We start from the raw sequence: 25,700 nt of genomic DNA, 5'->3' as shown, positions 1-25,700 counted from the left end.
TCATGGGGTACGGCGCAGCACCTCCCGGGCACTCGGCTGGCGCAGCCTCAGCAGCGCGTGCGCCAGCAGGCCGAACAGCAGCCCCCAGAACGCCGCCGACAGGCCCAGGAAAGCCACCCCCGAAGCGGTGACCAGAAAGGTGAACAGCCCGGCGTCGCGCTCGGCCGGTTCTGCCAGGCTGCGGACCAGGGCTTCGCTGATGGCGCCATACAGGGCCAAACCGGCCAGGGCCGCGATCAGGACGGCGGGAAAGGCGGCGAACAGCGACATCAAGGTCGCCCCGGCAATGCCCAGTAGCAGGTACAACGCACTGCCAGCCACCGCGGCCACATAGCGCCGTTGCGGGTTTTCATGGGCTTCATGGCCGGTGCACAGGCTGGCGGTAACCGCCGCCAGGTTCAGCCCGTGGCAACCGAACGGCGCCAGTAGCGCCCCAGCCAGGGCACTGGCGCTGATCAGCGGGCTGGCCGGCGTGGCATAGCCAGCGTTGCGCAGTACCGCCATACCCGGCATGAATTGCCCGGTCAGCGCCACCAGCACCATCGGCAGCGCCAGGCTGAATACCGCCGACAGGCTGAACTGGGGGGTGACCCACTGGGGTGAGGCCAGTTCCAGCACCAGTGCCTCGGTGCGCAACGTACCGCTGGCCACGGTCACCAGCATGCCCACGCCCAGCACCGCAGCCACGGCATAGCGCGGCTGCACCCGACGCATCAGCACGTAGGTGACGAACATCGCCAGTACCAGCAGCGGTTGCACCGGCAAGGCGCGGAACACCTCGATGCCAAAGCTGAACAGGATCCCGGCCTGCATACCGGCAGCGATAGAGCCCGGAAGGCGCGCGATGATGCGGTCGAAGGCCCCGCTGATGCCGATCAGCAGCAGGACCAGGTTGGCCACCAGGTAGGCACCCACGGCCTGCTCCAGGCCCAGTTGCGGCAAGGCGGTGACCAACAGGGCCGACCCCGGGATCGACCAGGCGATCACTACCGGCACGCGGTAGCGCAGGCTGAGCAGCGCACCGAGTACGGCACTGCCCATGGACACGGCCCAAACCCAGGACGACAACTGCTGGTGCGACAGGCCGGCCGCTTCGGCGGCGTGGAAAATGATCACCAACGGGCCGGCGTAGGAGATCGTCGTGGCAATGCTGCCGGCGACGATGGCCGACACAGAGCAGTCCTTGATCAGCGTTTTCATGAAGCTTCTCGCAAGGCAGCGGCCGGCCTTTGTGGCGGGCTCTTGTTTGGGTGTTGGCTGCTTCGCGGGCTTGCCCGCTCCCACAACGACTGCACAGGCTTCACCTGGGGGAGCGGGCATGCCCGCGAAACAGCCCACTCGGTGGATCAGGCCTCCTGCAAAGCCCGCGGCCGCCCGCTGCGTTGCTCATCGGCACCGCCCTGGGCCTGCTGCAACTGGAAGTCGAACTTCAACTTGGCATGCCGACCCTCCGGCCCTTCGACGAACATCACCTCCCCGACCAGCCCGTCCCGTGTGGCATAGGCAAAGTCATCCCACAGGTACTTGTCCCCCGACAGGTTTATCTGCGTGGTCAGGTGCCGGTACCCTGGCGCCGAGATAAAGAAGTGCACATGGGCCGGGCGCTGACCATGACGGCCGAGCAGGTCCAGGCATTCCTGGGTTGGCCCCTGCGGGTCGCAGCCATAGCCCGATGGCACGATGGAGCGCGCGCGGTAACGCCCTTGAGCATCGGTAACGATGCGCCGACGCAGGTTGTACGCCGACTGGCTTGGGTCGAAGAACGAATAGGTACCACGGGTATTGGCATGCCACAGGTCGACCGTGGCACCCGGCAGCGGGTGTCCGTGCGGGTCCAGCACCTGGCCTTCCAGGAACATCACCGTGGCCACGCCCTCCTCGCTGCCGTCGTCCATGCGCACTTCACCTTGGGCAATCGGTGCGCCAGCCACGTACAACGGGCCTTCGATGGTGCGTGGGGTACCGCCAACGCGCCCTGCCTCCTGGTCCTTGGCATCCTGCAGCAGGTCGAGGAAGTGTTCGATGCCCAGCCCTGCCACCAGCAGCCCGGCCTCGCCGCGACCGCCCAGGCGGTTGAGGTAGTCGACGGCGTGCCAGAACTCGTCTTCGCTGATGTCCAGGTCTTCGATCAGCCGCGCGGTATCCTGCAGCAGGCGCCGCACGATGCGTTTGAGGCGTGGATTGCCGGCCGCATTACCAAAGCCTGCGGCCTCCTCGAAGAACTGCTGTACCTCGGCAGTATGGGAAATGTTCACGGTCATAGGGGTTACCTCGTCTTGTTCTGTTCGGTTCAGGCCTGCGCCGCCAGGGCCTGGGCGTGGCGCCGACCACTGGCCAGGTGCACGGCCATGGCCAGCGCGGCGATGGCGCCAGGAATGGCGAAGGCGATGAAATTGAGTTGAAGTGGCAGGTTGATGCCCATCAGCGCACCGCCCAGCAGCGGGCCGACGATGGCGCCATTACGGCCGATGCCCGAGGCCCAGCCCAGGCCGGTAGAGCGCACTGACAGGCCGTACATCTGCGCAGCGCCGGCATACAGCAGAATCTGCGTACCAATGGTGGTGGCGCCGGCAATGAAGATCAGCAGGTACAGCACCGGCATCGGGCTGTTCACCCCCAGCAGGCTGATCGACAGTGCGGCGGCAATGAAGAACGCCACCTTCACCTTGACCAGGTTGTAGCGGTCGCCCAGCCAGCCGCCGAGGATTGCCCCCGCCATGCCGCCAAAGTTCAGTGCCAGCAGGAATGACAGGCTTGAGCCCAGGCTGTAGCCGGCGTTGGCCATCAGCTTTGGCAGCCAGGAACTCAGGGCGTAGACCATCAGCAGGCAGCAGAAGAACGCAACCCACAGTGCCAGGGTGCGAATCGCCAGGCCATTGCGGAACAGCTCCAGCACCGAAGCGCCGCTGCCTTTACGGTCGGCCGCCTGAAGCACATCATCGGCCTGGACATCGCAGTCCGGGTCCAGCCGTTTGAGCAGTGAGCGTGCTTCCTCGATACGGCCTTGGCGCACCAGGAAGCCGATGGATTCAGGCAGGTAGTAAAGAATCACCGGTAACAGCAGCAGAGGCACCGCTGCGGCGAAAAACATCGACTCCCAGCCAAAACGCGGCAGCATGAAGATGCCGACACCTGCCGACAGCATGCCGCCCAGCGAATAGCCACTGAACATGATCGCCACCAGCGTGCTGCGCAGGCGCTTGGGCGCGTATTCGTTCATCAGTGCCACGGCGTTGGGCATCAGGCCGCCACAGCCCAGGCCGGCAACGAAGCGGTAGATGCCAAACTCGCTCGGGCTGCTGGCAAAGCCGTTGAGGATAGTCGCCCCCGAGAACAAGGCGAAACAGATGGCAATACCCTTCTTGCGCCCGATGCGGTCGGCCAGGCTGCCGAAGGCCAGGGCGCCGAACATCATGCCGAACAGCGCATAGCTGCCCAGTGCACCGGCCTGCAACGGGGTCAGGCCCCACTCTTTCATGATGACCGGCAGTACCACACCGTAGATGAACAGGTCATAGCCGTCGAAAATCAGCAGCAGGCCGCACCAGGCCATGACCATCCAGTGAAACGGGGTAAAGCGCGCATTGTCGATGATCGGGTGTACGTCAAGGGTTCGCATGGCATCTGTCGCTCTTGTTTTTGTTTTGGAAGAAAACTTTTGCCTTGAGGTTGCAATTCAGCCGAGGTCGCCGCCCCCAACCGGCAGGGTCACGCCGGTGATGTACGAGGCTTCGTCGGACGCGAGGAACAGAATGGCCCCCACCTGCTCGTCGATGCTGCCGTAGCGGTGCATCAGGCTGCTGTCGAGGGTCTGGTCGACGATCTGCTGGTACCAGTGCTTTTCCTGCTCGGTTTGCGCTGCACTGTTGCGCGGTACCCGCCGGGGCGGCGCTTCGGTGCCACCCGGCGAGGTGGCGTTGACACGGATCCCACGGCCAGCCGTTTCGAAGGCCAGGCAGGCGGTGAGCGCATTGACGCCGCCTTTGGCCGCGCCATAGGGCACACGGTTGACGCCACGGGTGGCGATGGACGAAACGTTGACGATGACGCCGCTGCCACGCTCAAGCATGTAGGGCAGCGCGGCATGGCAGCACCACAGTGTCGGGAATAGCGAACGGCGCACTTCGGCCTCGATCTGCTCGACATCGTAGTGCTCGAAAGGCTTGGCCCAGATGGTGCCGCCGACGTTGTTGACCAAGATGTCGAGGCGGCCGAAGGTTTCCACCGCACTGGCCATGACTCGGGCGCAATCGATGTGTTGCTCCAGGTCGGCGGTGAGGGTGAGCATGCCTTCGCCGGCCAGCTCGTGGACCAGTTCGGAACGGTCTACGGCCACCACTTGCGCACCTTCGGCCTTGAGCCGCCAGCACACGCCCCGGCCGATGCCTTGGGCGGCACCGGTGACCAGGGCAACCTTGCCTTGGAATCTGTTGTTCATATGCAAATCTCCAGTTCGCGAGAGACCCTGTGGCAGCAATTGTCTTGCTCAAAGCCGGAAAGGCTGCGCGATCACTGTGGGAGCGGGCATGCCCGCGAACACGGGCGAAACCCGTGCCATCCACCGCGCTGCCTGCTTCGCGGGCTCGCCCGCTCCCACAGGGTCGGCGTATTGCTTTGAATCAGGAGGCGTCAGGCCGCAGCCGCAAACTTCTCGTAGTAGAAGTTGGCTGGGGTAATGCCCTGCTCACGCACGTACTGGCTGACCGCTTCCACCATGGGTGGCGGGCCGCACAGGTACACATCCACATCGCCGTCATTGAGGTGGCGTGGCTCGATGTGCTGGGTGACATAGCCCTTCTGCGGGTACTGGCTGTCCGGGTTGGCGACGCAGGCGCTGTAGGTGAAGTTGGGGATACGTGCCGCCAGCGCTTGCAGGCGGTCGAGTTCGACCAGATCAAAGTCGTTGGTCACGCCGTAGATCAGGTGCAACGGGTGCTCGCTGCCCTGCTCGGCGATCTTCTCCAGCATCGCGGTGAACGGAGCCAGCCCGGTACCACCGGCCAGCAGCAACAGCGGGCGCTGGATCGGCCGCAGGTAGAAGCTGCCCAACGGCCCGGCCAGGCTCAGGCTGTCGCCGGCTTTGGCAAGGTTGGTCAGGAAGCTGCTCATCAGCCCACCCGGTACGTTGCGGATCAGGAAGCTGACTTCGCCGTCCTTCTGCAGCGAGCTGAACGAGTAGGCCCGGCTCTGCTCGCTGCCCGGCACCTTCAGGTTGACGTACTGCCCCGGCAGGAAGGCCAGACGGCTCAGGGCCTCACCCTTGATCGACAGGGCAATGGTGCTGACCGACAGTTGGCGCACATCGCTGATGGCGGCCTCGAAAGTGGCCTGCTCGGTCTTGCACAGCTGCGACGAAGCCGGGATGCGGATGACGCAGTCGCTTTCGGCGCGCATCTGGCACGTCAGCACGTAGCCTTCGGCGATTTCGTCTTCGCTCAAGGCGTCTTCGATGAAGTTGTCGCCAAGGTCATAACGACCGGACTCAGCCTTGCACTTGCAGGTCCCGCAAGCGCCGTCACGGCAGTCCAGCGGAATGTTCATGCCTTGGCGGTAAGCGGCGTCGGCCACGGTTTCTTGGCCGGTGGCTTCAATGAAACGGGTAACTCCGTCTTCGAAATTCAGTGCGATCTGGTAGCTCATGTTGCACCTCGCGGGCGAGCCGAGCCACGGCGCGTCACAAGACGCACCGGGCAATGCTCGCAAAACCCTGTATCAGATGTGGTAGATGTCGATGACCTGGCGGACGTAGTCGTTCTTCAGCACCACCTTCTTGGCCTTGATCAGCGGCTGCTCGCCGCGCAGGTCGAGGGTGTAGAAGCTGGTGCCGAAGTAACTGTCGGTGGTCTTGTAGCGGAAGCTCAGGGTGTGCCAGTTGAAGCGCACCTGGCAGCTGCCCTCGCCCTGCTCGACGATCTCGATGTTGCTGATGTTGTGCGAGGTGCGGGTGTCGGGCACGGTCGCACTGGAGCGCTCGGTCTTGATGCGGAACACGCGGTCTTCCAGGCCGCCACGGTTGCCGTACCAGATCAGCGAGATCTCGCTTTGTGGGTCTTCGGTGAGGGTGTCGTCATCGTCCCAGCTCGGCATCCAGAAGCTGGCATCGCTGGCGTACAGTTCCAGCCACTGGTCCCACTGGGCATCGTCCAGGTAGCGCGCTTCGCGGTAGAGAAAGTCGCGCACGGTGTCATACAGGCTCATTGCACGGCCTCCACGGGGATCAGCTGCTGTTCGTCCTTGAGGGCCTGGATCATGGTGTCCTGCCAGTACTTGTGCTGCAGCACGAACAGGCCTTCGTCCTCGGTGCGCACGCCCGACAGCAGGGGTTCGAGTTCAATCTCCTTGGCTGCCTCATCGGCGCCTTCGACCCAGTGTTTCGCGCCGCGGGACATGTCGTTCCAGCCGGTGCCGCCGCCATAGCCGGTCTGGCACGAGCGGAATTCTTCCAGGTCGTCCGGGGTGGCCATGCCGCTGACGTTGAAGAAGTCTTCGTACTGGCGGATACGCTTGGCGCGGGCATCGGCGCTCTCGCCTTTCGGCGCGATGCAGTAGATGGTGATTTCGGTCTTGTTCACCGAAATCGGCCGGGCAACGCGGATCTGCGAGCTGAACTGGTCCATCAGGTACACGTTGGGGTACAGGCACAGGTTGCGCGAGTTTTCGATCATCCAGTCGGCGCGCGCCTGGCCGAAGTCGGCGGCCAGTTGGTCGCGGCGCTCATAGGCCGGGCGGTCTTCCGGGTTGGCCCAGCGGGTCCACAGCAGCAGGTGGCCGTGGTCGAAGGAATAGAAACCGCCGCCCTGCTTGGCCCAGGCGCCAGCACTCATGGTCTTGATCTCGTCACCCGCCTCGCGCTGCTTGCGCTGGTTCTGGGTGGCGGCGTAGTTCCAGTGCACGGAGCTTACGTGGTAGCCGTCAGCGCCGTTTTCGGCGGTGAGCTTCCAGTTGCCTTCGTAGATGTACGAGCTGGCACCGCGCAGCACTTCCAGGCCTTCAGGCGACTGATCGACGATCATGTCGATGATCTTCGCTGACTCGCCCAGGTGCTCGACCAGCGGTTTCACGTTGGCGTTCAGGCTGCCGAACAAAAAGCCCCGGTACGACTCGAAGCGTGCCACCTTGGTCAGGTCGTGGGAGCCGTCGCAGTTGAAGCTGTCGGGGTAGCCGGCGTTGCTGGGGTCTTTCACCTTCAGCAGTTTGCCGCTGTTGTTGAACGTCCAGCCGTGGAACGGGCAGGTGTAGCTGGAACGGTTGCCGCGCTTGTGCCGGCACAGCATGGCACCGCGGTGGCTGCAGGCGTTGAGGAAGGCATTGAGCTCACCGTCCTTGTTGCGCGCGATAAAAATCGGCTGGCGCCCCATGGTCAGGGTGAGGAAGTCATTCTTCTCGGGGATCTGGCTTTCGTGGGCCAGGTAGATCCAGTTGCCCTCGAAGATGTGTTTCATCTCCAGGTCGAACAGCCGTGGGTCGGTGAACATCTCCCGCTTGCAGCGGTAGATACCCTTTTCACGGTCGTCCTCGAGCATGGCATTGAGGTAGTCGAATCCCAGGGACATGGCCAGGGTCTCCCTTGTTATTGTTTAGACCTGGTCAGGTTAGAGGCTGGGATTGGGTCGCAATATCCGGTTTGTGCGGGGTGCTATCCGTTTTGTGCAGGTTGAGGTGACAGGTTCAAGCGTCTCTTCGCGGGCGTACCCGCGAGAGACCGGTACGGTTTAACGCCGGTTGCGCAAGGTTTCGGACGGCAACTCGCCAAACTGCTGTCGATACACCTCGGAAAAACGCCCGAGGTGCAGAAAACCATAATCCATGGCCAGTTCGGTCACGCTACGTACCGAGCAACTGGCATCACCCAGGCAGGCACGCACCTGTTCCAGCTTGCGTTGTCGCACGTACTGCTTGGGTGTGGTCTGCAGGTGCCGGTCGAACAGCGCATACAACGAGCGCAGGCTCATGCACGCCTGCTCCGCCAGCGCCTCCGCTGTCAGCTCGAACTTAAGGTTGCGGTCGATGTAGTCGATGATCCGCTCCAGGCTTGCACCCGGTGAGCTGAGGCTCTCCCGGCGGATATTGGTGCTCATCAGGGTCAGCAGCTTGCTGGCGACAATCTGGCTGTAATGGCCCTGCACTCTTGGCAGCGAATCGCTCACTTCCGCCTCGTGGCAAACCATGGCCAGCAGGTTGACGAAGCCATCCAGTTCATCCAGCCGGTAATGATTGCGCAAGAACCGCACGCCCCCATCAGGCCGCTGCCAGCGCTGTTCATCGCAGATCGAGTCCAGCAGCCGGGTTGGCACCTTGAGGATGAACTTCTCGCAGTCTTCCGAGTAAGTCAGGTCAACCGGGTCGTCCGGGTTGATCAGCAGCAATTCGCCCGGCACCAGGTGCTGCTCGCGCTTGTGTCCGCGCCACAGGCAGTTGCCATTGAGCAAGACTTGCAGGTGGTAGATGGTTTCCAGCGCGGGCGACGTCACGCGAACACTGCCGCCATAGCTGATACGGCACAGGTCGAGTTCGGCGAACTTGCGATGGCTGAGGCTAGCCTGGGGGTGGGTGGTGCGGGACAGACCGATGCAATGCTGGCCTACATGCTGGTTCACATAATCGGACACAGCGTAAGGGTCGGCGTGGTGAAACACGCTACTGCGCTCGCTCAGCAGGCGGCTTTCCATAGGCAAGGCACTCGGTATCGTTATTGTTCTGGTCGCCGCGCCCTACCGCCTTGTGGGCTGTGGTTGCGGTCATCACGGTCATTCTATCGGGCTGGCAGCGCGTCGCAGGGGCAGGCGACAGCCGGCGGATAGGGGACACTACAGCAAAAAGGCGGGGGTTGGGCAATGCAACGATGGGATTGGCTGGGCGGATAGCGGACAGGTGCGGCGCCATGAGTGTTCGTTTATCGAACGCTATCTTCCGGTGCTCGCATGGCCTGCACATGACAGCGGACCAAGCGCTCCTGCAACGACCGTCATTCACTGCACCGGCAGGAAGTTCATCAGCAACAGGCTCTGCGCGTAGTTCAAGCCTATGCGCCGATAACGCTCATCCAGCAACTCGGCCAGCAAGTCCAGCCGCGCGACGATCTTGCCGAACTCAACGGCAAAACTCAGGTTGCTGCCCTCCTCCGAGATCTCGTTCGAGAACAGCAGCAACACCCCATTGGCATCTTGTCGCTGGCTGAGCATCCATGTTGCCTTCTCGATATTGCGCGCGGCGTTGTTGACGAACAGGGGGTCGATGGTATCGGTCATGTAGAACTCGGTACGCCCGCCATGCGCGGTGATCAGCATGCTGCCGATGGCGTAGATGAAGGCGCCGACCCGGTCCCCACGAAACTCCGGGCTCAGGGCGTAGCTCAATGCCGCCAGGTCACGGCGGTTGCCCAGTTGTGGCAGCGGCCGGCGCTGTTCGATGGCAATGCGGATCTGTCGCTCGGCGGTGGCGGCGTCCACGTAGCCAGACATCTTCCACTGGCTGGGGTTGCGCAGGTACAGCTTGTTCATCAGCAGGTACAGACTTTGCAGGTTGTCGCGCATCGACAGCGTGGCCAGGCGGTCGACGCTGGTCTGGAACAGCTCGCTGGGTTTGCCGTTGCCGAGCTGGTTGACCATGTCACGGCCCTGCTGCTGCGTACAGGCGCACAGGCATGCCAGGGCACCTGTCAGTAGCAGGCGGGGGAGGAAATTCGGGTAGCTTGCAACCATCGGCACCGGGTCGATATTCGGCGGCTGCGCTGGGAGTCAGCGCGGCCTGGCCAAGCATAGAGCCCGAAAATGGGAAAAAGTGCGGTGGCTGGAGAGAATGCAAACCTGTGGCGGCCTCTTCGCGGGTGAACCCGCTCCCCCAAAAAGGGACTCGCCCGCGAAGAGGCCAGGGCCGACGAGCCCGGATCACATGGCGTGGCGCAGCATCTCCAGCACCTGCGCATGCAGCGCAGGGTCACCACAGGCCACCACGCACCCGCCATCCTGCGCCGAACTGCCATCCCATGCCGTGATCACGCCACCCGCACCTTCGATGATCGGCATCAGCGCCTGAACGTCATACGGCTGAAGGCTCGCTTCTACAATCACGTCGACAAATCCCGAGGCCAGCATGCAGTAGGCATAGCAATCACCGCCATAACGCATCAACCGCGCCTTGCCGGCGACCGCTTCGAATGCCGCCTTGCGCTCGGCGGTGTCGAACATGTCCGGCGTGGTGCACATCAGCGTGGCGGCAGACAGGTCGGCGCAGGCACGTGTCTTCAGGGGCGTGCCACTGCGCCAGGCACCTGCCGGGGTACCCACGAAACGTTCGCCGGTGAACGGCTGGTTCATAACCCCCACCACCGGCTGTGTGCCGTCGTTCAGGGCGATCAAGGTGCCCCACAGCGGCAAGCCGGTAATGAAGGCGCGGGTGCCATCGATCGGGTCCAGCACCCACGTCAACGGGCTGCTGCCCACTGCAACACCGGCCTCTTCGCCAAGAATGCCATGTTCGGGGTAACGTGCCTGGATCAACTCACGCATGGCGTCTTCAGCGGCCTTGTCGGCCACGGTCACCGGGTCATACAGACGCCCGCCCTTGTCCTCGACATCCAGGCTGGCGCGGAAGTACGGCGCGATCGCTGCAGCGGCAGCATCGGCCAATTGCTCGGCAAAGGCGCGATACGCAACGATCTGTTCAGCACTCAGGGACATGGGACGGGCCTCGTGACAATGATGGGGCACGCATCATACCCGACACATCGCCCCGGTGTACGCTGCGGCAGTCTAGACTGAACATGATCAGGTTACCGGGGGGCTGCCACACGTGGAGGTGTGCGATGAGCCAGTTCAAACGTCTGTTCGTCATGCTCGGCCCGCAAATGCGTCATACGCCTGCGCTGCAACGCGCAGCGGCGTTGGCAGAGTCCAGCGGTGCCCTGCTGGATATCAATGTGTTCGTCGACGACGTCGACACCTTTGGCTTGATGAGCGATGGTCGTGAGCGTGAGCGGCTGCTCAGCGACAACCGCCAATGGCTGGCGGATGAGGCCGAACAGCTGAGCGATGCCGGTGTGGACGTGTCCACCGAGCTGTTGTTGACCCGCGACCCGCTGGGCAGCGTACTGGAACGGGTCGAACGGCTGGGCTGCGATCTGTTGGTCAAGGACGTGCAGCACGAGCCCGTACTCAAACGCCTGCTGGTCACGCCGCTGGACTGGCAGTTGCTCAAGGACAGCCCGGTCGCCGTGCATCTGGTCAGCGACATTCGCCTGCCCCTGCCACGGCAGATCGCTGCCGCGGTGGACCTGAACAGCCATGGCGCTGGCGAGCACCTGGACGAGCAGGTCATCCACTGCGCCCATGACCTGGCCCTGCAGTGCAACGCCGAGCTGCACCTGCTGCATGTGTGCGACGCGGCCAAGACCCACATCGCCGACTTCGGCGCCGGTACGGTCACCATGCCCGGCTTCGACAGCAGTGTGCGAACCGCGCAGCGGGCGGCGTTCAACCGCCTGGGCGACCATCACCAGATCCCGCTGGAGCGTCGGCACTTCCTCGAAGGGGCCGCGATCAGGGCCATTGCCCAGTTCGTCGGCCACAACCGGGTGGACGTGATCGTCATGGGCAGCCACCGGCATGACGCCATGCAGACATTCCTGGGCGGGACAACGGCGCATGTGCTGGAACACCCGCTGTGCAATGTGCTGGCGATCAAGGCTGTTCGCTGAGCTTCAGCAGCCTGCCCAGGGGCCAGGCAGGAATAACCTTGTACTGCGAAGAGGCACTTCCAGCCACAGAGCAGTTTCTAACCTGTCGGCCCCTTCGCAGGTGCCTGCAGGCACTGTTGTCACTGACGCTTGATCTTCCTTGGTTTCTGGTACACCAGTGCCACTCAAAATTAATGCATTTGATAATGATTCGTAGTATGTTCGCGGCATTTCCCGACCCAGCCCTTAGCGCCCTATTCAAGGACCGTACCGTCGATGCGCCGCACGTTCGTTTCGCTTTGTGTGCTTCATGCTGTCTCCCCGCTGGCCTTTGCCGAGCCTGAAACGCTCAGCGACCCTAACCAGGTCGAACTCCAGGCCCTGAGCATCACCAGTACTGCCGACAGCGAACGCGCCGACGGCCCGGTCGAAGGCTACAAGGCCACCCGCTCGGCCAGTGCCACCCGCACCGACACGGCGCTGCACGAAACCCCGCAATCGGTCAGCGTGGTGCCCAAGGATGTGCTGGTAGACACGGGCGCCACGCGCCTGCAGGACGGCCTGGACTACGCCGGTGGTGTCGGCCGCGCCAACAACTTCGGTGGCCAGGGCCTGACAACCTTCACCGTGCGTGGCTTCACGACCGGGGAGTTCTATCGCAACGGCTTTCCGATCAACCGCGGCTACCCCAACGCCCCGGATGCCAACACCGTCGAACGACTGGAGGTCATCCGTGGCCCGGCCAGCAGCCTGTACGGCCGTGGCGACCCCGGCGGTACGTTCAACGTGGTCAGCAAGCAGCCGTTGCCGGAGTCCAAGGTCACCCTTGGCAGCCAGTTCGATGACCAGGGCATGCACCGTGCCACCCTCGATGCCACCGGGCCGCTGAGCCAGGACGGCTCGCTCGCCTACCGCCTGAACGTACTGGGTGAAGGCGGCGACAGCTTCCGCGACGATGTCGAAAGCGAACGCTACGATGTCGCCCCGGTCATCAGCTGGCAGGTCAATGACGCCACGAAGATCACCTTCGAAGGCGATTTCATGCGCAACAACCACCCCCTCGATCGCGGCCTGACCCGCTACCCCACCCAGACCGGCAGCGCCTCGCGCGATACCTATATCTGGGAAAAAGGCAGCGACAACCTGCTGCACAATGACAACAACATGGCGCAGGTGCGTTTCGAGCACCTGCTCAATGACAACTGGTCGCTGGCTGGCGGGTTCCAGTTCCTCGATGGCTCGCTCAAGGGCAACGCTGTCGAAGCCGACGGCGCACCGGCAGATGGACGCACGCTGCAGCGCAACTTCAACTACCGCAAGCTGGAGTGGACCGACCGCGACTGGCAGCTGAACCTGACCGGGCATTTTGACACCGGCAATTTCAGCCATACCTTGTTGACCGGGGTCGAATACGAGAACTACGACTACAACTCGATCATCCAGCGTTCCTCGGCAGCCTACCCGATCGACATCTACAACCCGGTACTGGGCCAGCCGCGTCCGGCCCTGAACCGCACCACCACCTGGGACAAGGAAAACCTGCAGACCTGGGCGTTCTTCATTCAGGACCAAGTAGCCCTGACCGAGCGGTTGAAGGCATTGGCAGGCGTGCGCTTCGAGCGTTTCGAGCATGACTATGACAACAAGCTGAACAATGCCGGCGATTTCAGCAAGGGCGAAAACGGCGTCACACCCCGCCTTGGCTTGATCTACGACCTGACCGATACCCTGGCGGTCTACGCCAACACCGCACGCTCGTTCAAACCCAATACGGGCACGCCGGCCAGTGGCGGTGGTTTCGACCCGGAAAAGGGCAAGTCCTATGAGCTGGGTGTGAAATGGGAGTCACTCGACCGCCAGTTGAGTGTCGACGCGGCGATCTACCACATCGTCAAGGAAAACGTATTGACCAACGACCCAAGCGACCTTACTGGTACTTACAAGATCGCGGCCGGCGAAGTGCGCAGCCGTGGCCTGGACATCAACGTCGCCGGCAACCTCACACCCGAATGGCGCATGATCGGCGGCTATGCCTACGTGGATGCCGAAGTCACCAAGGACACCACCCTGCCCAAGGGAACGCGCCTGGCCAATATCCCGCGCAACACCTTCAGCCTGCTGAACACTTACGAGTTCCAGGATGGCCTGGTCAAAGGCCTTGGCCTGGGCGTAGGCGTGAAGTACGTAGACGACCGTGCCGGGCAGACATCGGCAGCCACCTACACGATGGAACGCTACAGCGTGGTCGACCTGTTGAGCTTCTACAAGGTCAACGAACACGTGCGATTGAATCTGGACGTGAAAAACGTGTTCAACAAGGGGTATGACGAGGGCGCGTTCAACAGCTACGTATACCCCGGCGCACCGCGCACGGTGCAGGCCGGCGTTTCCTATACCTTCTGAATTGCCGGGGCCGCGCCGCGGCCCCGTAATGTCAGAACGCTGTGCTATAGAACAGCGAGTACGACTCGATGCCGTCGTTTGGCTGCTTTATCCCGGCGTTGGAGTAGTGCATGGCACGGATGCCTACCTTCTGTTCTCCCGGCAACTTCAGGCCAAAGCCGATACGGTCTTCAAAGTTGACCGCCGACCCCAGTCGCTGGTCGCCCACGTCGGTCTTTGAAAACGCTGCCAGGCCAATGCCTGCCTCGATGTAAGGCGTATAGGTAAAGCCGCTGAACTCATACGTGAACACCGGGCTGAACGACAGCGAATGCGCACCACTGGCATCGCCACCTTCCCAATAGGTGTAGGCCGCATCCCAGTAACCGCTCACATGGCCGGTGCTGCTTTCCAGCCATGTCTTGTCCCAGTCGAACGACAGGCCAATACGGTACGTCATGTCACCTTGGCCAGTGGCGCCCACGGCGCCTGATATCTGCGCTGCCTGGACCAGATCGGCCCCGGCAAAGGCCAGCACTGCAACGGCCAGCGAAGCGGCTAGACGGTTTTTCATCAACGACTCTCCTGATGGTCTACACGGCAAGCGGGGGCTTGGGCCCCTCGATGTTTTGCGCAGACCGGTGCATCCAGACCGGTCATACGAAGTAATACTTTTCTGATTATTGTCCAGATAATCAGAAAGTTGGAAGTGTATTGCCACTATTGGCTAAAACACTCGGTAAAGATGTGCCTGCCGGGCACAGGCATTCGCGAGGCGTGACCTGACCCAGGCAGGAGTACAGGTGTACTCCTGCCCGTCTTTTCATCAACGCCAATTAAGGTTAACGGTCGTGGGGGCCTTGCCCGTCACGGCCGCCCACTGCTGCACCGACTGACCTTGGGCATTGCCAATGACCTTGTATTTACCGGGAGGCAATTGCACATACAGCAGCGGCCCGGCATCGCTGACACTGAGTACGGGCTGGCCCTGGGCATTCTGGATATCGACGGTGGCCCCGCTCTGGAACTTGCCTTCCGGGCCGGTCGAAAGCTCTACGTGCAGGTCATAACCCGTGGTCTTGCGCAGGGCATTGGCCTCGTCCTGGCCGATACCGCCCTGCAGGTAGCGCACGCCATTCTGCTCCTGCGGTTGCAACTGCACGGCCTGCATGTCGATGGGGGCATTGAGGTCGGCAGCGGCGGCCAGGGTCCATGGCAGGGCCAGGGTGATCAGCAAGGCAGCGCCGAGCGCATAGTGATGGTTACGCATGGTACGACCCTCCTTTCAAGGATGGCTTACCTATTATCTGATCCTCCCAGCGAAGGGGTGTTCGTGCTGATGCCTGGTCATGGAGATGAAATTCACTTCAGATAATCAGGTTATCTTGCGAAAACATCAGCTTGCGCGGCCTTCTTCAAGCAACTTCACGAACATGCTCAAGCTGCGCGAGACCGTTCCCCGTCGCCATACCAGCCAGGTTTTCAGATAGCGGAAGTCCTCCGACATTGGCCAGGCGCTGACGGTGCTGCACCCGGGCATATTGTCGAGCATGCTACGCGGCAGCATGGCCAGGCCGGCACCCGCACTGACGCAGGCCAACATGCCGTGGTACGACTCCATTTCGTGGATCTTGCCCGGTACCGCCTGGTCCTGCACGAACCAGTTTTCGAAGTGATGGCGGTATGAACAGTTGGCACGGAAGGCGTAGATGCTTTCACCGTTCACGTCCTGGGCGCGGGTCACCGGTGTATGGTTGAGCGGCGCAATGACCATCATCTCTTCCTCGAACACCGGAATGCCCTCCAGCGTCGGGTGCAGCACCGGGCCGTCGACGAACGCAGCCACCAGGCGGCCAGACAACACGCCTTCGAGCATGGTCCCGGAGGGCCCGGTGGACAGGTCAAGGTCTACCTTGGGGTAGCGTTGGTTGTAGACGGCCAGCAACGCCGGGATGCGCACCGCCGCCGTGCTTTCCAGCGATCCGAGGGCAAAGGTGCCCTGCGGGTCTTCACCCGCCACGGTCAGCCGCGCCTCATGGACCAGGTCGAGGATGCGCCGGGTGTATTCGAGGAAGTTCCAACCCGCAGGCGACAGGCGCAGGCGACTCTTCTCCCGAATGAACAGTTCTACACCCAGGTCCTCCTCCAGTTGCTTGATGCGCGTGGTCAGGTTCGACGGCACCCGATGGATGTGCTGCGCGGCGGCGCTGATGCTGCCCTGCTCTGCCACGGCCTTGAAGATCTCCAGTTGCACCAAGTCCACAGGCATTCTCCAAACGTGAATGTTTCACTCATTATTATTCAGTTTTCATTAAAGCCATAGCCCACTAGTCTGGCCTCACTGATTAACAACATCGAGAGTGTCCCGCCATGAGCGCGATCAGCAGCCTGACCCACGCCATCTCCCTCGACCCGTACAGCGGCGAGCAGATCGGCGCCTACCCGTTCGACACCGACGCCGCACTGGAAGCGGCGCTGCAACGCGCCAAGGTTGGCTACCGCCAGTGGCGCCAGGTGTCGCTGGGTCAGCGCAGCGAGTACCTGCTGGCCCTGGCCGACACCCTCGAAGCCAAGGCTGAAGCTTTCGCGCACATGATCAGCCGCGAAATTGGCAAGCCGATCGCCCAGGCCCGTGGTGAAGTCGCCAAATGCGTTGGCCTGTGCCGCTGGTACGCCGAGCACGGCCCGGCCATGCTCGCCGCCGAGCCGACCCAGGTCGAAAAAGCCCGTATCGAATACCGCCCGCTGGGCCCGATCCTGGCCGTGATGCCGTGGAACTTCCCGGTCTGGCAGGTGCTGCGCGGCGCCGTGCCGGCGATTCTGGCGGGTAACACCTACGTGCTCAAGCACGCACCGAACGTAATGGGCAGCGCCTACCTGATGGGTGAGCTGTTCAAGGATGCCGGCCTGCCGGAAGGCGTGTTCGAGGTGCTGAACGTGACCCCGGATGGTGTCACCCGCGCCATCAACGATCCGCGCATCGCCGCCGTGACCCTGACCGGCAGCGTGCGTGCCGGCATGGCGATTGGTGCACAGGCCGGCGCCGCGCTGAAGAAGTGCGTGTTGGAGCTGGGTGGCTCCGATCCCTTCATCGTGCTGGCCGATGCCGACCTGGATGCTGCCGTCCAGGCCGCGGTGATAGGGCGCTACCAGAACACCGGCCAGGTGTGCGCCGCTGCCAAGCGCCTGATCGTGGAAGCCAGCATCGTCGACGCGTTCACCCACAAGTTCGTTGAAGCCACTCGTCAGTTGAAAGTCGGCAACCCGCTGGAGGACGACACCTACATCGGCCCGATGGCCCGCTATGACCTGCGCGACGAGTTGGACGGCCAGGTTCAGGCGACGTTGGCCGAAGGCGCCACGTTGCTGCTGGGCGGCAACAAGGTCGAAGGCGTGGCCAACTTCTACGCGCCGACCGTGTTCGCCAATGTCACCCCGGACATGACCGCGTTCAAGCAGGAGCTGTTCGGCCCGGTAGCGGCGATCATCACTGCACGCGATGCCGACCATGCCGTAGAACTGGCCAACGACAGCGAGTTTGGCCTGGCCTCGACCATCTACACAGCCGACTATGCGCTGGCCGAACGCATGACCGCCGCGCTGGACACCGGTGGCGTGTTCATCAACGGCTACTGCGCTTCCGACCCCCGCGTGGCGTTTGGTGGCGTGAAGAAGAGTGGTTTCGGCCGTGAGCTGTCGCACTTTGGTGTGCGCGAGTTCACCAATGCCCAGACGGTGTGGCTGGACCGTAACTGATTCATGACCCTGGGGCTGCTTTGCAGCCCCAGCTGCGTCAATCCCGAACCTGGTCCTTGACCCAGTCCAGCATCCCCCCCGGCACGATCAGTTCATGCCGCGCCCGCGAACAGGCGGTATACAACCCCGCCAGCATACGCGCCCGTTCATTGCGGTTACCCGCCACCTGTGGCGCCACCATCAGCTCCGGCGACACCATCACCCGGGCAAACTCCATGTTCTTCACATCCCGTACTCGCCCCAGGAACAGCTTCGGCGCCTTGTCCCAGCGGTAACGGCTCTTGGCCTTGGCAAAGTGCTCCGTCGTGTAGCCCTTGCGCAGCATATTGGCCACGGCGACGAACGCTTTGTCATCGCCCTTGTCCTGTTCCAGCGCCTGCCAGCTGGCATAGCGGAACAGCATCGGGTGGCGCGGCCGGGTGCCGTAGCGGTACAGCTCGATGCAGTCCTCGACGAACAGTTCAAAGTCCTTGCGAGCGCTTTTCAGCAACAAGAACGGCACCCCCTGATGCGTCAGGCGCTGGAACCAGCCAAACAGGCCCCATTCATCATCGACGATAAGCGCCGTGGGCTGTTCCGGCACCACCACCGTATCGAAGAAACTGACCCGGGTGTAGTGCTCGGCATTGCCACTGAAGGCCGCCTGGATCGTGGCCGGGTGCGCCTGGATTAGCGGGTTGAGCACATTGTCCATTGCCGGCCCGGCGCGCAGTGAATGGTCAATGCAGCGTTGCCGGATGAAGCTGCCATGGTGCGGGCTCAGGCCATTGAGGTTTTGCAGTTCGTCACCCAGGGTAATGATCGACTGCGGACTGCGATCGAGTACCGCCAGCATCGGTGCCGACAGCTCGTGGGCCTCGTCGACGATGACATGGGTGTAACGGCTGTCGATCACATGCTCGGTCAGCGACAGCAGCTTGACCCGGTGGTAGTCACGCACCGGTAGCTGAATGTCCCGCGCCGACGGGCGAATCAGCTCTTGCCAGTACAGACGCGCCTTTTCCAGCAGCACCTCCTGATCCAGCGGCGAGGTGCCCGGCCCGGCCCAGGGCAAGTGGTGCAGCTGAAGCTGGGTATCGGCACTGTGGCAGAACGTGCGCACGGCGCGGATGCACAAGGCAACCACGTCACGCGCTGCGAGCGGGCCGATATCAGGGATGGCCAGCCAGCGCACCACTTGCGCTTCCTGGGGCCGCCAGGACAGCTTGGTGCGGTATGGATCGCGCAATCGCCAGCCGTTGCTGGTGAGGTCGCGATTGAGCAGCTCGTCAGCCAGTTGGCCGAAGGTCAGCGCGGTGTAGGCGGCAGCGTCCTTGACCCGCGCCTGCAGCGCGCGCAACTGCCCTTCGGTCAGGGCCAGCAGCAAGGTGCGCTGTGGCTCCAGCAGCCGGGCGAACTGGTGAATCAGGAAGGTCTTGCCGGTGCCGGCGAAACCTTGCACAGCCACCGACTCGTCGACGCCACTGAGGAATTCGCGCAGCAGGCGGTTCTGCTGGTCGCTGAGCATCAAGTCACTGGCCAGCGACGGCAGGTACACCGGGTGCAGCGGCGTGGCCCGTTGGCGGTAGCGGTCGGCGAACTGGAAGTTCCACTGGCCTTCGTCATCCAGCAACTCGTCCGTCTGGTACTCCACTTCGGCCGACAGCAGTGCAATGCCGTTTTCACCCAGCATGCCCAGGCCCATGGCGAACGCTTCGCGATCGAAGTGCTGCGCTACCTGGGCCTGGAAGCGCCCGGGAGCGACACCTTCGACTTCGTTTGCGATGCGCACGATTTCGGCGAACCGACGCTCCTGCGCGTCGGCCGACGCGGTGGCAGGCTGGCGTGGCAGGTTTTGCACGAACAGCACGGCAGCGGCATCGAGCACACTGGCGGTGGTGAAGAACTCGGTAACGGCTGCGCTGGCGAGGCGGTCGGCCTGGTCGCTGGGCAAAGGCAGGTAGAACATCGGCACCTCGGGTGAAATCAGGGCGGCACGATAGCAACTTTCGGCGTGGAATGCTGGGCTCAGTGTTGCCTGGGCTGGCTTCTTCGCGGACTTGCCCGCCCCCCAGGCAACGTGCGATTCACGAAACCATGCTGGCGCTGTGGGAGCGGGCGAGCCCGCGAAGAGGCCGGCAGCCCCGCCTCCACCTCAACCCCTGCAGCGCTTCAATGTTTCACTGGGAAACTCCTTGAACAACTGCCGGTAACTCTCTGAAAACCTTCCTAAATGCCAGAACGACCAACGCATCGCCACCTCGGCCACGGTCACGCCGCCACCGCGCAACAAATCACGCCGCGCACCGTTGAGCCGGCGCAGGCGCAGCCAGTGCGCCGGCGGCATGCCGGTAAACGCCTTGAACGCCTGCTGCAACTGGCGCAGGGAAACGCCAGCCACATCTGCCAGCTCAAGCAGGTTCAGCGTCTCTTCCGGGCAGTCGGCCGCCCATTCGCTGACCCGGTGCATGATCGCCCTTTCCTCGTCCCGCCGCCCCAAGGCCACGCCCTGTAAACGCTGGCTGGCGTTGTCGAGAATGAACAGGCAGTCCTCCAGCAACTGCTCAGCCAGGGCCTGCCCTTGCGACGGGCAACCCTCCTCGCCCAGCCGGGTCAAGGTGGCGCTGAGCCAGCTGCCGAACAGCGCATTCTGGCCGCTCCCCAATGGCACCATGAACAACCCTTCCAGACGCTGCGGGTCCAGCCCATGGCGGGCCAGGAACGCCTGGTCGAACACGACCGCCACTTCGTGGTAGTTCTCCGGCGTGATCCAGATATTGCGGCTTTGTTCGTTCAGCAGGTACAGGCTGTTCTCGCTGCGGTCGAAGCAAAACGCCAGTGAGCCGCTTGGCGCGCGAAAGAACTGCTCCACCCGGGTGTTCAGGCGCTCTTCGTACACCTCCACACCCTCCAGCCCCAGACACCGCAGCTCACCGCTGAAGTACCCGGGCGACATCTGCCGGTACTGCTGCTGCCAGCCAGGGGTGGCGCGCACTTGCTCGGTGACATCAGTGGTGTGGAAAGCCTGAACCTTCAACGCATTGGCGGTTGTCACACATCGTCCTGTATGCACTCTTTTGGTGCATTCGATACTGAAGAAAGTGGATAGATTGCCCCGGGGGACTGCGACCAAGATAGTCTGCAGCGCGTCACCTGGGAAGCGTAACGCCTTCGCAACTGTTCAACGGTTTTCGCAAGCGCCCACGCTCCCCCACTAAAACCCAACCAAGAGGTCTGTATGAACGCCCCCTTCGATCAGCTGTCCACCTGGCTGAAAGAACACCGGATCACCGAAGTCGAATGCGTGATCAGCGACTTGACCGGCATCGCCCGCGGCAAGATTGCGCCCACCGCCAAGTTCCTCCATGAGCGAGGCATGCGCCTGCCAGAAAGCGTGCTGCTGCAGACGGTCACCGGCGACTACGTCGACGATGACATCTATTACAACCTGCTCGACGCTGCCGACATCGACATGGTCTGCCGCCCCGATCCCACCGCCGTTTACCAGATCCCGTGGGCGATCGAGCCAACCGCGATCGTGATCCATGACACCTTCGACAAGCAAGGCAACCCTATCGAGCTTTCGCCACGCAACGTGCTGAAGAAGGTGCTCAAGCTGTACGCCGACAAGGGCTGGCAGCCGATCGTCGCGCCCGAGATGGAGTTCTACCTGACCAAGCGCTGCGAAGACCCGGATTTGCCACTGCAGGTACCACTGGGGCGTTCCGGCCGTGCTGAAAGTGGCCGTCAGTCGTTCTCGATCGACGCCGCCAACGAATTCGACCCCCTGTTCGAGGACGTCTACGACTGGTGCGAGATCCAGGGCCTGGACCTGGACACGCTGATTCACGAAGACGGCCCCGCGCAGATGGAAATCAACTTCCGTCACGGCGACGCGCTTGACCTGGCCGACCAGATCACCGTGTTCAAGCGCACCATGCGCGAGGCCGCGCTCAAGCACAACGTGGCCGCCACGTTCATGGCCAAGCCGATCACCGATGAACCCGGCAGTGCCATGCACCTGCACCAGAGCGTGGTCGACATCGCCACTGGCAAACCGATCTTTGCCAACGAAGACGGCAGCATGAGCCCGCTGTTCCTGCATCACATCGGCGGCTTGCAGAAGTACATCCCCAAGCTGCTGCCGATGTTCGCGCCCAACGTCAACTCGTTCCGCCGCTTCCTGCCGGATACCTCGGCACCGGTCAACGTCGAGTGGGGCGAAGAAAACCGCACGGCCGGCCTGCGCGTGCCCACCTCCAGCCCTGAGGCGATGCGGGTGGAAAACCGCCTGCCGGGCGCCGATGCCAACCCGTACCTGGCCATCGCTGCCAGCCTGCTGTGCGGCTACCTGGGCATGGTCGAGCAGATCGACCCTAGCGCACCGGTGCAGGGCCGCGCCTATGAACGCCGCAACCTGCGCCTGCCGATCACCATCGAGGATGCGCTGCAGCACATGGAAGACTGCGAAACCGTGCAGCAGTACCTGGGCAAGCAGTTCGTCCAGGGCTACGTGGCGGTCAAGCGCGCCGAGCACGAGAACTACAAGCGCGTCATCAGCTCGTGGGAGCGTGAATTCCTGATGCTGAGTGTCTGATCCACCGCGGGGGTGCTCTGCACCCCATGCAAAGGCAAGCCTGCTCCGAACTCGAAGAACAAGACCAACGAGGTGTTCCCATGCGTCATCTGCAAGCCCTGATCCCCGCTGCATTCACCCTGCTGTTCGCCACCACCACCCAGGCCGCGCCCACGGTCAGTGTGTACAACTGGACCGACTACATCGGTGACACCACCCTGGCCGACTTCCAGGCCAGCAGCGGAATCAAGGTGGTCTATGACGTGTTCGACTCCAACGAAACCCTTGAAGGCAAGCTGTTGGCCGGGCGCACGGGTTATGACGTGGTGGTACCGTCCAACCACTTCCTCGCACGCCAGGCCCAGGCCGGCGCCTTCCTGCCGCTGGACCGCAGCAAGCTGCCGAACTGGCAGCACCTGGACCCCAAACTGCTCAAGCAACTTGAACAGAACGACCCCGGCAACCAGTACGCCGTGCCTTACCTGTGGGGCACCAATGGCATCGGCTACAACGTCGACAAGGTCAAAGCGGCACTGGGTGTGGACCATATCGACTCGTGGGCGGTGCTGTTCGAGCCCGAAAACCTGAAAAAGCTCAAGCAGTGCGGCGTGGCATTCATGGACTCGCCCGACGAGCTGTTCCCGGCCGTGCTCAACTACCTGGGCATGGACCCGCGCAGCGAAAAACCGGGCGACTACGCCAAGGCCGAGGCCCGCCTGCTCGAACTGCGCCCCTATATCACCTACTTCCACTCCTCCAAGTACGTCTCTGACCTGGCGAACGGTGATGTCTGCATCGCGTTCGGCTACTCCGGCGACGTGTTCCAGGCTGCCAACCGCGCCGTAGAGGCGAAAAACGGCGTGAAGGTCGCCTACAGCATTCCCAAGGAAGGCAGCAACCTGTGGTTCGACCTGCTGGCCATCCCCAAGGACGCCAACAACCCCGAGCAGGCCCTGGCGTTCATCAACTACCTACTCGACCCCAAAGTGATTGCCAAGGTCAGCGCCACGGTCGGCTATGCCAACGCCAACCCGGACGCCAAGGCCTACATGGATGCATCGCTGGTGAACAACCCCGAGATCTACCCATCCCAGGAGGTGCTGGACAAGCTGTACATCTCCAGCACCCCGAGCCCGAAAATCATGCGCGTCATGACCCGCTCCTGGAGCAAGATCAAGTCCAACCGCTGAGTCGAGAACGCTCATGTCTTTCAATACCCAACACACCGCCTCGTACTACGCCGCCACAGCGCGCGACGCGGCACCCTACCCCAGCCTGGACAGCGAACTGACGGCCGACGTATGCGTGATCGGCGGCGGACTGACCGGGGTCAATACAGCCCTGGAGCTGGCCGAGCGCGGCCTCTCGGTGGTACTGCTGGAAGCCCGACGCATCGGCTGGGGCGCCAGTGGGCGCAATGGCGGCCAGCTGATTCGCGGTATCGGCCATGATGTCAGCGGCTTTGCCCGGCATGTCGGCCAGGACGGTGTGCGCTACCTGAAGCAGGCCGGCATCGACTCAGTGGAACTGGTGGCCGAGCGCATCGCCCGCTACGGCATTGCCTGCGATCTGCGCTGGGGCTTCTGCGAACTGGCCAACACCGCGGCGCAGTTCGCCGCCTTCAAGGAGGAACAGGACGACCTGGCCGCCCTGGGCTATCGCCATGAAACACGCCTGGTCAGCGCCGGGCAACTGAACGAGATCGTCGCCAGCGACCAGTACGCTGGCGGGCTGGTCGACATGGGCTCGGGCCACCTGCACCCACTTGACCTGGTCCAGGGCGAAGCCCGCGCGGCCCACAGCCTGGGCGTGCGCATTTTCGAGCAAAGCCCGGTGCTGCGCATTGAGCACGGGCCCAGGTTGACGCTGCACACGGCGCGCGGCAAGGTGCGCGCAAGCAGCCTGGTGCTGGGCTGCAACGCCCACCTCGATGAACTGGAACCGCGCCTGAGCGGCAAGGTACTGCCGGCCGGCAGCTATGTGGTGGCCACCGAACCCTTGCCCGAAGCGCTGGCCAGCAGCCTGATCCCGCAGAACATGGCGCTGTGCGACCAGAAAGTCGGCCTGGACTACTATCGCCTCACCGCAGACCGCCGCTTGCTGTTCGGTGGCGCCTGCCACTATTCCGGGCGCGACCCTAAAGACATCGGCGCGTACATGCGGCCGAAGGTATTGAAGGTGTTCCCGCAACTGGCCAACGTGCGCATCGACTACCAGTGGGGTGGCATGATCGGTATCACCGCCAACCGTTTCCCCCAGGTCGGGCGCCTGAACCAGCACCCCAACGTGTATTACGCCCAGGGCTATTCAGGCCACGGGCTGAACGTGACGCACTGGACGGCGAAACTGCTGGCCGAAAGCATCGCGCTCGGCCACAGCCACGGCCTGGATGTGTTCAGCGCCGTGCCGCACCTGACCTTCCCCGGCGGCAAGGCTCTGCGCTCACCTCTGCTGGCATTGGGCATGTTGTGGTACCGCTTGCGTGAGGCCTTGGGTTGAGTGGGCAGCAACGTTTGCAGCGCCCCCAAGGGCGAGCCATGCACTGTGTTCTTTTCAACGAGGATTGCCCCGTCCACTGGCCAACTGCCTCGCACCTGCTAGCGTTGTTGAGGCCGACCTCTCATGGATGCCTTTTCATCATGAAATCATTGCCTCGCATTACCCTGTTGTGCGCCGCGCTGCTTGCCGTGGCCGCCTGCTCCAGCAACCGCGTGGACCCCAAGGATTACTCCGGCTTCCTCAAAGACTACAGCCGGCTGCAAGAGGCCAAGAGCCCGTCGGGTGACCCGGTCATGCGCTGGATCGACCCCAAGGTCAATATCAATCAGTACAGCCAGGTGTTCGTCGAGCCAAGCCAGTTCTACCCCAAGCCGCAGCCCACAACGGTTATCTCGCAGCAAACGCTGCAGGAAATCACCCGCTACTTCAACGAGGCCCTGCGCCGCGAAATGGGCAGCGTGATGCCTTTGGCCAAGGGGCCTGGCCCGGGCGTGATCGTGGTACGCCCGGCGATCACGGCAGTGTCCACCAGTAACGAGGGCCTCAGGCCTTACGAGGTGATCCCTATCGCGCTTATCGCGGCAGGTGTGAATACCGCCATGGGTGGCCGTGACCAGGACGTGGATGTCGGTGTGGAGGCAGCGTTCCTGGACGGCGCCAGCCAGAAGGTACTGGCCCAGGTGGTCCGCAAGGGCGCGGGCCAGGAACTGGAGAACGATACCCAGAAGCTGACCTTGAATGACGTCAAGCCGGTGCTCGATGGCTGGGCCAAGGACATGCGTGCGAGCTTCGTGGCAGCCAAGCAGAAAGGCCGCTGAGTCCGTCGCAACCTGG

General features: G+C 62.9%; 22 protein-coding genes. 7 read left to right on the top strand and 15 right to left on the bottom strand.

The window, feature by feature from the left end; genetic code table 11:
- The 10 genes from ACF8Q6_RS17185 to hisN form a co-directional block, all read right to left on the bottom strand.
- Complete coding sequence (locus tag ACF8Q6_RS17185; protein WP_392491784.1) at nucleotides 1-1,200, bottom strand: benzoate/H(+) symporter BenE family transporter; 1,200 nt, start codon at nucleotides 1,198-1,200, stop codon at nucleotides 1-3.
- 146 nt (nucleotides 1,201-1,346) lie between these two features.
- Nucleotides 1,347-2,261, bottom strand: a complete 915-nt coding sequence (gene catA, locus ACF8Q6_RS17180; protein ID WP_392491783.1) for a catechol 1,2-dioxygenase — start codon at nucleotides 2,259-2,261, stop codon at nucleotides 1,347-1,349.
- A 29-nt stretch (nucleotides 2,262-2,290) separates the two neighbouring features.
- Nucleotides 2,291-3,619, bottom strand: a complete 1,329-nt coding sequence (locus ACF8Q6_RS17175; protein ID WP_392491782.1) for an MFS transporter — start codon at nucleotides 3,617-3,619, stop codon at nucleotides 2,291-2,293.
- A 57-nt stretch (nucleotides 3,620-3,676) separates the two neighbouring features.
- Nucleotides 3,677-4,438: a 1,6-dihydroxycyclohexa-2,4-diene-1-carboxylate dehydrogenase gene (locus ACF8Q6_RS17170; RefSeq protein WP_392491780.1), complete on the bottom strand. Its 762-nt coding sequence runs from the start codon at nucleotides 4,436-4,438 to the stop codon at nucleotides 3,677-3,679.
- A gap of 191 nt (nucleotides 4,439-4,629) precedes the next feature.
- The gene (gene benC, locus ACF8Q6_RS17165; protein ID WP_010954050.1) at nucleotides 4,630-5,640 is read right to left on the bottom strand and encodes a benzoate 1,2-dioxygenase electron transfer component BenC; all 1,011 of its coding nucleotides are present in this window, start codon (nucleotides 5,638-5,640) and stop codon (nucleotides 4,630-4,632) included.
- A 72-nt stretch (nucleotides 5,641-5,712) separates the two neighbouring features.
- Nucleotides 5,713-6,198: a benzoate 1,2-dioxygenase small subunit gene (benB, locus tag ACF8Q6_RS17160; protein WP_004576276.1), complete on the bottom strand. Its 486-nt coding sequence runs from the start codon at nucleotides 6,196-6,198 to the stop codon at nucleotides 5,713-5,715.
- Nucleotides 6,195-7,553, bottom strand: a complete 1,359-nt coding sequence (gene benA / locus ACF8Q6_RS17155) for a benzoate 1,2-dioxygenase large subunit (RefSeq protein ID WP_392491779.1) — start codon at nucleotides 7,551-7,553, stop codon at nucleotides 6,195-6,197. The genes benB and benA overlap by 4 nt, the downstream gene beginning before the upstream one ends.
- A gap of 159 nt (nucleotides 7,554-7,712) precedes the next feature.
- Entirely contained in the window at nucleotides 7,713-8,669 is a 957-nt protein-coding gene (locus ACF8Q6_RS17150) for an AraC family transcriptional regulator (protein ID WP_012052360.1), read from the bottom strand.
- A gap of 300 nt (nucleotides 8,670-8,969) precedes the next feature.
- A complete protein-coding gene (locus ACF8Q6_RS17145) occupies nucleotides 8,970-9,701 on the bottom strand; it encodes a hypothetical protein (protein WP_392491777.1) in 732 nt (243 codons plus the stop codon).
- Between the two features lie 186 nt (nucleotides 9,702-9,887).
- Entirely contained in the window at nucleotides 9,888-10,679 is a 792-nt protein-coding gene (hisN, locus tag ACF8Q6_RS17140) for a histidinol-phosphatase (RefSeq protein ID WP_392491776.1), read from the bottom strand.
- Nucleotides 10,680-10,804: 125 nt separating this feature from the next.
- On the opposite strand from hisN, the gene ACF8Q6_RS17135 reads away from it, so the two are divergent.
- Complete coding sequence (locus tag ACF8Q6_RS17135) at nucleotides 10,805-11,695, top strand: universal stress protein (protein ID WP_014756665.1); 891 nt, start codon at nucleotides 10,805-10,807, stop codon at nucleotides 11,693-11,695.
- A gap of 255 nt (nucleotides 11,696-11,950) precedes the next feature.
- Nucleotides 11,951-14,077, top strand: a complete 2,127-nt coding sequence (locus ACF8Q6_RS17130; protein ID WP_392491775.1) for a TonB-dependent siderophore receptor — start codon at nucleotides 11,951-11,953, stop codon at nucleotides 14,075-14,077.
- Nucleotides 14,078-14,108: 31 nt separating this feature from the next.
- Here ACF8Q6_RS17130 and ACF8Q6_RS17125 read toward each other — a convergent pair whose 3' ends face one another.
- From ACF8Q6_RS17125 to ACF8Q6_RS17115, 3 genes are all read right to left on the bottom strand, one after another.
- Nucleotides 14,109-14,630: an acyloxyacyl hydrolase gene (locus ACF8Q6_RS17125; protein WP_392491773.1), complete on the bottom strand. Its 522-nt coding sequence runs from the start codon at nucleotides 14,628-14,630 to the stop codon at nucleotides 14,109-14,111.
- Between the two features lie 252 nt (nucleotides 14,631-14,882).
- Nucleotides 14,883-15,326 (bottom strand): carboxypeptidase regulatory-like domain-containing protein, encoded by a 444-nt coding sequence (locus tag ACF8Q6_RS17120; protein WP_392491772.1) that lies wholly within the window; start codon nucleotides 15,324-15,326, stop codon nucleotides 14,883-14,885.
- A gap of 126 nt (nucleotides 15,327-15,452) precedes the next feature.
- On the bottom strand, nucleotides 15,453-16,319 hold the full coding sequence (locus ACF8Q6_RS17115) for a LysR family transcriptional regulator (protein ID WP_392491921.1): 867 nt from the start codon (nucleotides 16,317-16,319) through the stop codon (nucleotides 15,453-15,455).
- Nucleotides 16,320-16,426: 107 nt separating this feature from the next.
- Between ACF8Q6_RS17115 and ACF8Q6_RS17110 the strand changes: the two genes are divergently transcribed.
- Nucleotides 16,427-17,812 (top strand): aldehyde dehydrogenase family protein, encoded by a 1,386-nt coding sequence (locus ACF8Q6_RS17110; RefSeq protein WP_392491771.1) that lies wholly within the window; start codon nucleotides 16,427-16,429, stop codon nucleotides 17,810-17,812.
- 37 nt (nucleotides 17,813-17,849) lie between these two features.
- Here the strand turns inward: ACF8Q6_RS17110 and ACF8Q6_RS17105 are convergent, their stop codons facing one another.
- Complete coding sequence (locus ACF8Q6_RS17105; RefSeq protein WP_392491770.1) at nucleotides 17,850-19,760, bottom strand: AAA family ATPase; 1,911 nt, start codon at nucleotides 19,758-19,760, stop codon at nucleotides 17,850-17,852.
- A 186-nt stretch (nucleotides 19,761-19,946) separates the two neighbouring features.
- Nucleotides 19,947-20,846 carry a helix-turn-helix domain-containing protein gene (locus ACF8Q6_RS17100; protein WP_392491769.1) on the bottom strand — a complete coding sequence of 300 codons (900 nt, stop codon included), beginning with the start codon at nucleotides 20,844-20,846 and terminating at the stop codon, nucleotides 19,947-19,949.
- 183 nt (nucleotides 20,847-21,029) lie between these two features.
- Between ACF8Q6_RS17100 and ACF8Q6_RS17095 the strand changes: the two genes are divergently transcribed.
- The 4 genes from ACF8Q6_RS17095 to ACF8Q6_RS17080 all read left to right on the top strand — a co-directional run bounded on the left by ACF8Q6_RS17095 (nucleotide 21,030) and on the right by ACF8Q6_RS17080 (nucleotide 25,684).
- Entirely contained in the window at nucleotides 21,030-22,388 is a 1,359-nt protein-coding gene (locus ACF8Q6_RS17095) for a glutamine synthetase family protein (protein WP_004374294.1), read from the top strand.
- 80 nt (nucleotides 22,389-22,468) lie between these two features.
- A complete protein-coding gene (locus ACF8Q6_RS17090; protein ID WP_392491768.1) occupies nucleotides 22,469-23,557 on the top strand; it encodes a polyamine ABC transporter substrate-binding protein in 1,089 nt (362 codons plus the stop codon).
- A 13-nt stretch (nucleotides 23,558-23,570) separates the two neighbouring features.
- Nucleotides 23,571-24,866 carry an NAD(P)/FAD-dependent oxidoreductase gene (locus ACF8Q6_RS17085; protein ID WP_392491767.1) on the top strand — a complete coding sequence of 432 codons (1,296 nt, stop codon included), beginning with the start codon at nucleotides 23,571-23,573 and terminating at the stop codon, nucleotides 24,864-24,866.
- 140 nt (nucleotides 24,867-25,006) lie between these two features.
- On the top strand, nucleotides 25,007-25,684 hold the full coding sequence (locus ACF8Q6_RS17080; protein WP_392491765.1) for a DUF3313 domain-containing protein: 678 nt from the start codon (nucleotides 25,007-25,009) through the stop codon (nucleotides 25,682-25,684).
- Nucleotides 25,685-25,700 lie beyond the last annotated feature (16 nt).

The organism is Pseudomonas sp. GLN_2 (assembly GCF_043106005.1).
Lineage (GTDB): Bacteria > Pseudomonadota > Gammaproteobacteria > Pseudomonadales > Pseudomonadaceae > Aquipseudomonas > Aquipseudomonas alloputida.
Note: the sequence above shows the minus strand (reverse complement) of the source record. Positions and strands in the feature narration are given on the sequence as shown.